This window comes from Vibrio sp. V39_P1S14PM300, assembly GCF_009904765.1.
In the GTDB taxonomy this organism is placed as follows: Bacteria; Pseudomonadota; Gammaproteobacteria; order Enterobacterales; family Vibrionaceae; genus Vibrio; species Vibrio proteolyticus.
The window spans coordinates 1-7814 of sequence record NZ_WXWP01000234.1 but is presented as its reverse complement, the minus strand read 5'-3'; the positions used below and the strand labels follow the sequence as shown (position 1 = coordinate 7814).

General features: G+C 49.2%; 9 protein-coding genes and 1 tRNA gene. 6 read left to right on the top strand and 4 right to left on the bottom strand.

The features are described 5' to 3' along the window. Positions 1-239: 239 nt before the first annotated feature. On the top strand, positions 240-1103 hold the full coding sequence (locus CAG65_RS11800; RefSeq protein ID WP_161453759.1) for a TraB/GumN family protein: 864 nt from the start codon (positions 240-242) through the stop codon (positions 1101-1103). A gap of 174 nt (positions 1104-1277) precedes the next feature. Here CAG65_RS11800 and CAG65_RS11795 read toward each other — a convergent pair. Continuing rightward, positions 1278-1354: transfer RNA gene (locus tag CAG65_RS11795), tRNA-Pro, on the bottom strand. Between the two features lie 255 nt (positions 1355-1609). On the opposite strand from CAG65_RS11795, the gene CAG65_RS11790 reads away from it, so the two are divergent. From CAG65_RS11790 to rluF, 3 genes are all read left to right on the top strand, one after another. Next, complete coding sequence (locus CAG65_RS11790) at positions 1610-1750, top strand: DUF3149 domain-containing protein (protein ID WP_039424584.1); 141 nt, start codon at positions 1610-1612, stop codon at positions 1748-1750. Positions 1751-1918: 168 nt separating this feature from the next. Further along, entirely contained in the window at positions 1919-2500 is a 582-nt protein-coding gene (gene smrA, locus CAG65_RS11785; RefSeq protein ID WP_161453758.1) for a DNA endonuclease SmrA, read from the top strand. A gap of 96 nt (positions 2501-2596) precedes the next feature. Next, the gene (gene rluF, locus CAG65_RS11780; protein WP_161453757.1) at positions 2597-3616 is read left to right on the top strand and encodes a 23S rRNA pseudouridine(2604) synthase RluF; all 1020 of its coding nucleotides are present in this window, start codon (positions 2597-2599) and stop codon (positions 3614-3616) included. 57 nt (positions 3617-3673) lie between these two features. Here rluF and upp read toward each other — a convergent pair whose 3' ends face one another. Beyond that, the gene (gene upp / locus CAG65_RS11775; RefSeq protein WP_021705812.1) at positions 3674-4300 is read right to left on the bottom strand and encodes a uracil phosphoribosyltransferase; all 627 of its coding nucleotides are present in this window, start codon (positions 4298-4300) and stop codon (positions 3674-3676) included. A gap of 179 nt (positions 4301-4479) precedes the next feature. Between upp and purM the strand changes: the two genes are divergently transcribed. Next, a complete protein-coding gene (purM, locus tag CAG65_RS11770) occupies positions 4480-5520 on the top strand; it encodes a phosphoribosylformylglycinamidine cyclo-ligase (protein ID WP_161453756.1) in 1041 nt (346 codons plus the stop codon). 2 nt (positions 5521-5522) lie between these two features. Next, positions 5523-6161, top strand: coding sequence for a phosphoribosylglycinamide formyltransferase (gene purN / locus CAG65_RS11765; protein ID WP_021705814.1), 639 nt, complete (start codon positions 5523-5525; stop codon positions 6159-6161). 60 nt (positions 6162-6221) lie between these two features. On the opposite strand, the gene CAG65_RS11760 is transcribed toward purN, so the two are convergent. Both CAG65_RS11760 and lpcA read right to left on the bottom strand, forming a co-directional pair. Beyond that, positions 6222-7067, bottom strand: coding sequence for a class II glutamine amidotransferase (locus CAG65_RS11760; RefSeq protein ID WP_161453755.1), 846 nt, complete (start codon positions 7065-7067; stop codon positions 6222-6224). 33 nt (positions 7068-7100) lie between these two features. Further along, complete coding sequence (gene lpcA, locus CAG65_RS11755; protein ID WP_021705816.1) at positions 7101-7676, bottom strand: D-sedoheptulose 7-phosphate isomerase; 576 nt, start codon at positions 7674-7676, stop codon at positions 7101-7103. Between the last annotated feature and the right edge of the window lie 138 nt (positions 7677-7814).

Below are 7814 nucleotides of genomic sequence, written 5' to 3'. Positions count from 1 at the left end.
AAAAGAGTAAATTAACGAGATTACTGCGAACAATGTCACTTATTTGCTTACCACAGCAAGAGAAATGATGATCCACATCACTCTCATCATTAAGCAATGCAGTGGTGCTATAACAAGCAGAGTGCCATTTTGTGAAATGACTCTCACTTAACAGTGCGTCAATTGCGATTAAATAGTCGCAAAATGACGTTTTTTCCGCACTGGCATTCGGACAAAAACAACAAGAAAGGATTATTGATATGTTGAGGCTACTCGCCATTACACTGACGTGCCTATGGAGCGCAAATCTATTTGCCCAGCCACTTTTCTGGTCTGCACAAAAAGGCGACCTCCACTACCTCATTCTCGGTTCGGTGCACGTTGGTGACGAAAGCATGTATCCATTACCAACAGCCATCACGCACTTTCTGGCCAAGAGTGACGGCTTGATTATCGAAACGGATATACGCAAAACCGATGGCGCAGTCTACCCGCCAGCAACGTTACTCACGAAGCAGGTCACTTCTGAACAAGAAGCAAGCCAAATTGCCCGAATTGCAAAAGAAACCGGGCTCTCTTATGAAGTCCTGATGCAACTCCCACCCTGGCAAACCGCCCTAAGTATCCAAATGGCACAATTTTCTCATCTTGGCTACAACCCGGGAGATGGGGTTGATATGAGATTAATGTCCAAAGCGACCATCAACAATGTTCCGGTGCTGAGCCTTGAACCTTTGCAGTTTCAGATTGACATGCTCACCCGCCAGCCGCAAGGAGGTAAAGAGCTACTGACCTCCATACTCAATGACTATGATAAAGGAGAGCAACTAACGGATTGCCTGATCAACAGCTGGAAGGCTGGCGACGCGCAAAAGCTGGTCGAGTCTGCGGATCTGTCATCGGTCAGCGACACGTTCACAGAACAATTTCTCTATCAGCGTAATCGTGACTGGGCCACCAAGCTCGACAATGGCACGATATTGCCCAAGCCGGCTGGTCGCTATCTGGTTGTAGTCGGTGCGCTTCATTTGGTCGGTAAAGATAACCTGATCGACCTACTCACACAAAAAGGCTTTCAGATCGCTCAGCTTTCGGACAGCCAAATCGCACACTGCACGCTGTGAACAAGACGAAGACACCAATATAAGCCCCGACATCGCTGTCGGGGCTAAGCAATATGGTCGCTGAAGAGGGATTCGATCGGACTGGCGCTCCAGTCCACGACCCGAGTCGCGGCCCTACTAAACCTAAACACCAAAAACGAAAAAGCCCCAGCATTTCTGCTGAGGCCTTAAATGTGGTCGGTGAAGAGGGATTCGAACCCCCGACCCTCTGGTCCCAAACCAGATGCGCTACCAAACTGCGCTATTCACCGAAAAAGTTGTTCAGGCTATTGCCTGTCAACGGATGCGTATATTACGGATTCTCATGTTGAACGCAAGTGATTTGACTCAGTTTTTCTGAATTTCAGTTTGTTCGACTAAAACATCATCAACGGGCCACAAATTGTGACAAAAAACACACCCGAAGAAACATATTATCAACCTATGCAACACAATTGATCCAGATCAGTGTCGCCGAGCCAAGCAAGCATTAACGTAAACCCCGTCTTCGCAACTTTGGAGGAAACATGGACTTTTGGCTTGATCTCCTATTTGGTAATGCAGTGGGGCTATCTTCAATGATAGTAATCTTTGGCGCTTTGGGTCTGATGCTGTTCTACGGCGGTTTCTTCATTTACAAGGTTATGAACGACAAATCTCCTCACTAGATCGCTTAGCACCTATTCGTAGAGTAGTGTGACGCTATGCACCGGATTAGATTGCTTGTCTAATCCGGTTTTTTATTGCCTTTAAGACTGAATTGAAAAGATAAGTGATCACTCACCTTTTTCGGTTGGTATAATTCTGTTATTGATCCCTACCAGTGAGATGCCATTATGTCTCATGACGATGATTTTGCCCTCTTCCATGAAATGATGGGAGACGTCAAACCGCTCAAAAACGATACCGCGGAACTGAAAAAAAGCCACAGCGTGACCGAAGCGCAACTGGCCAAACGTGAGGCCGCCATCTGGCTTACCGAAGATGACCCTGAGTATCTGTCGACCGAACATGCCACTATGCTCAAGCCGCAAGACGTGATCGAGTTTAAGCGTGACGGTGTGCAGGAAGGCGTCTATCGCAAACTGAGGCTCGGGAAGTACCCGATTCAGGCTCGGCTGGATTTGCACCGAAAAACACTGAAAGAAGCCCGTGACGAAGTCATTTCCTTCTTGCGTCAATGCATCGCTATGGATATCCGCACGGTTGTGATCGTGCATGGTCGGGGGGAAAAATCCAACCCGCCAGCTCTGATGAAAAGCTATGTGGCAACCTGGCTGACACAAATACGCGACGTGCAGTGTGCTCACAGTGCACAGCGCTTCCACGGCGGCACCGGGGCGGTGTACGTCTTGCTCAGAAAGAGCAGCGACAAAAAAATGGAAAACCGGGAGCGCCACCAAAAACGCATGGGCTAACAGCACCATTAATGGTACACTCCGCGCAGATAGTGAGCAGCTTTAATAGCTGCTCTGTTTTTACCGATTGCCGTTGTGAAACGTAGAGAGAACAACATGTCACAAGATTCAGCAAAACGCCTCAATAAATACATCAGTGAGACAGGTTACTGCTCTCGTCGCGAAGCCGATAAACTGATCGAACAGGGTCGGGTAACCATCAATGGCACCGTTCCGGAAATGGGGACAAAAGTCCTTCCCGGAGATGATGTCTGCATCGACGGCAACCCGGTTAGCGCCAAAGAAAAGCCGATTTATATTGCGCTGAATAAGCCGACCGGTATTACCTGCACCACCGAACGTGATATTCCGGGCAACATCGTCGACTTCATCGGGCATAAAAAGCGTATTTTTCCAATTGGCCGTCTCGATAAGCCGTCTGACGGTCTGATTTTCCTCACCAATGATGGTGATATCGTTAATAAAATTTTACGCGCCGGGAACAATCACGAGAAAGAGTACGTTGTTCGAGTCGACAAACCTGTCAGTGATGAATTCATTCGCCAAATGAGCGCAGGCGTCCAGATTCTTGATACCGTCACCCTGCCATGCAAAGTGACGCGTGAAACCAAATTTTCTTTCCGTATCGTCCTGACACAAGGTCTTAACCGTCAGATTCGCCGGATGTGTGAAGCTTTGGGGTACGAAGTGTTTAAGCTGCGTCGGGTACGCATTATGAACATCACTCTGGACGGTATTCCTAACGGCCAGTGGCGCTACCTGAGTGACTCGGAAGTGAATGACATTCTGGCGATGTGTGAAGACTCCAGCAGCACCGAAGAAGCATCAAAAGTCGACAGCCAGGGTAAGCGCATTCGCAAAGCCACGGATGCTAAGCTCTTTGACAGCCGGGAAGAAAATCAAAACTCCAGTGCTCGCCGAAACCCAAAGAGCCGTACGTTTAAAGGCAACAATGCCGACGCATTCCGCCACGCGCCGAATTCGAAAAAAGGTCGCGGCCCACAAAAGCCAACATCTGAAAGTCACAAACCGTACCGAAAACCAGCAGCAGGTCACTCGGCGCCACGGCCAAGTGCGAAACCTCGCACTGGTGGTACTCTCAGCCTGAAAAAATAAATCACCAATAAAAAGGGGAGCGTCATGCTCCCCTTTTCTATTCAGGGTTATCGCGTGTTATTTCGTACCAAAAATCTTATCACCCGCGTCACCCAGTCCCGGAACAATGTAGCCTTTGTCGTTCAGCTTTTCGTCGATCGCAGCAGTGTACAGCTCAACATCCGGGTGTGCTTTTTCCAACGCTTCAATCCCTTCCGGCGCCGCCACCAGCACCAGCACTTTGATCTGATTACAGCCCTGCTCTTTCAGAAGGTCGATAGTGGCGATCATCGAACCACCAGTAGCCAACATCGGATCCACCACCAGCGCGATACGCTCACCGATGTTCGAAGCCAGCTTGTTGAAGTACGGAACTGGCTCCAGGGTTTCTTCGTCACGGTAGATACCGACGACACTGATACGTGCACTTGGCATGTGCTCCAGAACACCATCCATCATACCCAGACCTGCGCGCAGAATCGGTACAACAGTCACTTTCTTGCCTTTGATCTGATCGACTTCTACCGGGCCGTTCCAGCCATCAATGGTTACTTTCTCAGTTTCAAAGTCCGCGGTTGCTTCGTAAGTCAACAGACTACCTACTTCTGTTGCTAGCTCACGAAAACGCTTTGTGCTGATATCACCTTCTCGCATTAGACCGATCTTGTGCTTCACTAGAGGGTGTTTAACTTCAACAACTTTCATTTCCATCTCCGGCTTAGTATTGGCAATTTTTAAACAAACTTTCCGATTATAAACGATTTCCCTCTCAATATCTTGATCTGAGCTAAGATAAAAAACTCGCGCAAACGTTTGCTCTTTGTGTTTAAGCACTGGTAGAATAGCGCCGTTTTCATATCCAACTTAAGTTCGAGGACTTTCCCGTGAGCGGTAACAACTCTTCTCTTAGCTACAAAGACGCTGGTGTAGACATCGATGCAGGCAATGCGCTTGTTGACCGAATCAAAGGTGCAGTAAAACGTACTCGTCGTCCTGAAGTGATGGGCGGTATCGGCGGTTTTGGCGCTCTGTGCGAACTGCCAACGAAATACAAACAGCCGGTTTTGGTTTCCGGTACCGATGGCGTTGGTACGAAACTGCGTCTGGCTCTGGATATGAACAAACACGATACCATCGGTATTGACCTGGTTGCGATGTGTGTCAATGACCTGATTGTTCAAGGTGCTGAGCCGCTGTTTTTCCTAGATTACTACGCGACCGGCAAACTGGATGTCGATACCGCGGCCGATGTGGTCACCGGGATCGCCGATGGTTGTGTTCAGGCAGGTTGTGCCCTGATTGGTGGCGAGACCGCTGAAATGCCGGGCATGTACGAAGGCGAAGACTACGACGTTGCAGGTTTCTGCGTTGGTGTTGTTGAAAAAGAAGACATCATCGACGGTACAAAAGTACAAGCCGGTGACGCACTGATCGCGGTTGGCTCAAGCGGCCCGCACTCAAATGGTTACTCGTTGATCCGCAAGATCCTGGATGTCTCTGGCGCGGACAAAAACGAAGAGCTGGATGGTCGTACCATCGGTGAACACCTGCTGGAACCCACCAGAATTTACATCAAGTCAGCGCTGAAAATGATCGCCGAACACGACATTCACGCCATTTCTCACATCACTGGCGGCGGCTTCTGGGAAAACATTCCACGTGTATTACCACAAGGCACCAAAGCGGTGATTGATGGAAACAGCTGGGAATGGCCAGTCATTTTTAAATGGCTGCAAGAAAAAGGCAACGTCACGACACATGAAATGTATCGCACCTTCAACTGTGGTGTTGGCCTGATTGTCGCACTGCCAAAAGCGCACGCCGATGCTGCGGTTGCTCTGTTGCAGCAGGAAGGAGAAAACGCTTGGATCATCGGTGAAATCGCTGATGCTCAAGCTGGAGAAGAACAGGTAGAGATCAACTGAGCATGAAAAGTATTGTTGTTTTAGTTTCAGGAAATGGTTCCAACTTACAAGCGATTATCGATGCTTGTGAAACCAGCATTAATAATGGCAAAGTGACCGCTGTTTTTTCAAACAAAGCAACTGCTTATGCTTTAGAGCGTGCCAAGAAAGCCGGGGCAGCAGGTGTCTTTCTCGATCCAAAGTCATTCGATACCCGTGACGCTTTCGATCATGAACTGATGAAACAGATTGACGAGTACAGCCCGGATTTGATTGTGCTGGCTGGTTACATGCGCATCCTGAGTGGTGAATTCGTTCGCCATTACATGGGGCGCATGATCAATATTCACCCCTCACTGCTACCGAAATATCCGGGCTTAAATACCTATCAACGCGCCATTCATGCGGGTGATGAAGAGCATGGCACCAGCGTTCACTTCGTGACTGAGCAACTGGATGGCGGACCGGTTATCCTCCAGGCAAAAGTGCCCATTTTCGATGACGATACCATCGACACGCTGACTGAGCGGGTTCAAACGCAAGAATACAAAATCTACCCACTGGTGGTGGAATGGTTTGTAAACGACCGTCTGGAAATGCGCGGCGGTAAAGCGTTTCTTGATGGCAAGCAGCTTGGTATTCATGGCTACGCCAGCGAGTAAAATACTCACGCGATCAAAAAAGGGTTGATGTTTTATCAACCCTTTTTTCTTTTCCTGGAGTTATTCCAGAGACTCAGTAGGTGCCTGATTCCCCGGCTTGGCCGCTGCAAACGGCACATCATGCAGCTGTGCCGCATTACCATCAATCAATTCACCGAAATGAAACAGACCGTATTCGCCAGGCTTCATCCGATGCCAGTTTTCGTTATCGGTCAGTGGCTGGGTCGCGATCACCGAGACAATGTCATTCGGGGTGGTTTCTTCCTGAAAGTTGATGGTCACATCTTCATCAATCAGGGTCGCCTTGCCAAACGGAGCCCGGCGAGTAATCCAGTACAGATGATTGGTACAGTAGGCCATGACATATTCCCCGTCAGAAAGCAGCATGTTGAATACTCCTTTCTCTTTGAGGACGCCACAGCGCGCTGCCACGAACTGGAAAACACCAATCATGTCCTGAGGTGGCTCTGGGAACTTCTCTTCCATCTCGTTGAGCAGCCAGCAAAAAGCCAGCTCGCTGTCGGTCTGGCCCACCGGCCTGGTCCGACCGGTGTCCATGTCCAAATAACCTGACAACTGCCCATTGTGCGCAAATGTCCAGTAACGTCCCCAAAGCTCGCGAGTGAACGGATGGGTATTTTCCAGATTCACGCCCCCACGGTTCGCCTGTCGGATATGACTCACAACCGCGCAGCTTTTGATCGGATAGTTCTGCACCCATTCCGCGATCTTAGACTGGCAGCTCGGGTTAGGGTCTTTAAAGGTACGAAACCCTTTCCCTTCGTAAAAGGTGATCCCCCAGCCATCACGATGTGGGCCAGTTTTTCCTCCCCGCTGCATCAGTCCGGTAAAGCTGAAACAGATATCGGTGGGTACATTTGCGCTCATGCCGAGCAGTTCACACATGTTTTTTAAAACTCCCTGACCGCCCTATAAGGCTTATTCCATTTCTTTTTCAATCAATTGAATCACGATGTGGATGATCTTGATGTGCACTTCCTGAATACGATCTGCGTAACCAAAATGCGGTACCCGAATTTCCACATCCGCCAGACCAGCCATCTTGCCGCCGTCTTTACCCGTCAGAGCTATGGTTTTCATCCCTTTGGCTTTGGCCGCTTCAATCGCTTTCAGAATATTGCCAGAGTTACCAGAAGTCGATAAACCGAACAGTACGTCCCCTTCAGAGCCGACCGCTTCGACATAACGAGAAAAGACGTAGTCGTAGCCAAAATCGTTACTGACGCAAGAAAGGTGGCTCGGATCGGAAATCGCAATACCAGGGTAACCCGGACGATTGTCACGGTAACGCCCCGTCAGCTCTTCAGCAAAGTGCATCGCATCGCAGTGAGAGCCGCCGTTGCCGCAAGACAACACTTTGCCGCCTTGTTTGAACGAATCCGCGATCACTTTGGCCGCAGCTTGAATCTGAGCGATATTGTGATCATCGCTCAGGAATTTATGCAGAACGTCGGCCGCTTCGTTTAATTCACTTCTAATCAGATCCTGGTACATAGGTTCATCTCTTATTTGTTATTTCGTTTACGCTCCGGGGAGAGCGCACGGTTAATCTGAGTTTACTCAAACAATTCTCACTGTCGATAGTGAAGCGGTAAGAATTCTGTCTTTCTCGCTATTTCTGTTACCTCAGGG

Coding starts and splice junctions, on each gene's coding strand:
- CAG65_RS11800 (WP_161453759.1), top strand. CDS start 240: ATGTTGAGGCTACTCGCCATTACACTGACGTGCCTATGGAGCGCAAAT.
- CAG65_RS11790 (WP_039424584.1), top strand. CDS start 1,610: ATGGACTTTTGGCTTGATCTCCTATTTGGTAATGCAGTGGGGCTATCT.
- smrA (WP_161453758.1), top strand. CDS start 1,919: ATGTCTCATGACGATGATTTTGCCCTCTTCCATGAAATGATGGGAGAC.
- rluF (WP_161453757.1), top strand. CDS start 2,597: ATGTCACAAGATTCAGCAAAACGCCTCAATAAATACATCAGTGAGACA.
- upp (WP_021705812.1), bottom strand. CDS start 4,300: ATGAAAGTTGTTGAAGTTAAACACCCTCTAGTGAAGCACAAGATCGGT.
- purN (WP_021705814.1), top strand. CDS start 5,523: ATGAAAAGTATTGTTGTTTTAGTTTCAGGAAATGGTTCCAACTTACAA.
- CAG65_RS11760 (WP_161453755.1), bottom strand. CDS start 7,067: ATGTGTGAACTGCTCGGCATGAGCGCAAATGTACCCACCGATATCTGT.
- lpcA (WP_021705816.1), bottom strand. CDS start 7,676: ATGTACCAGGATCTGATTAGAAGTGAATTAAACGAAGCGGCCGACGTT.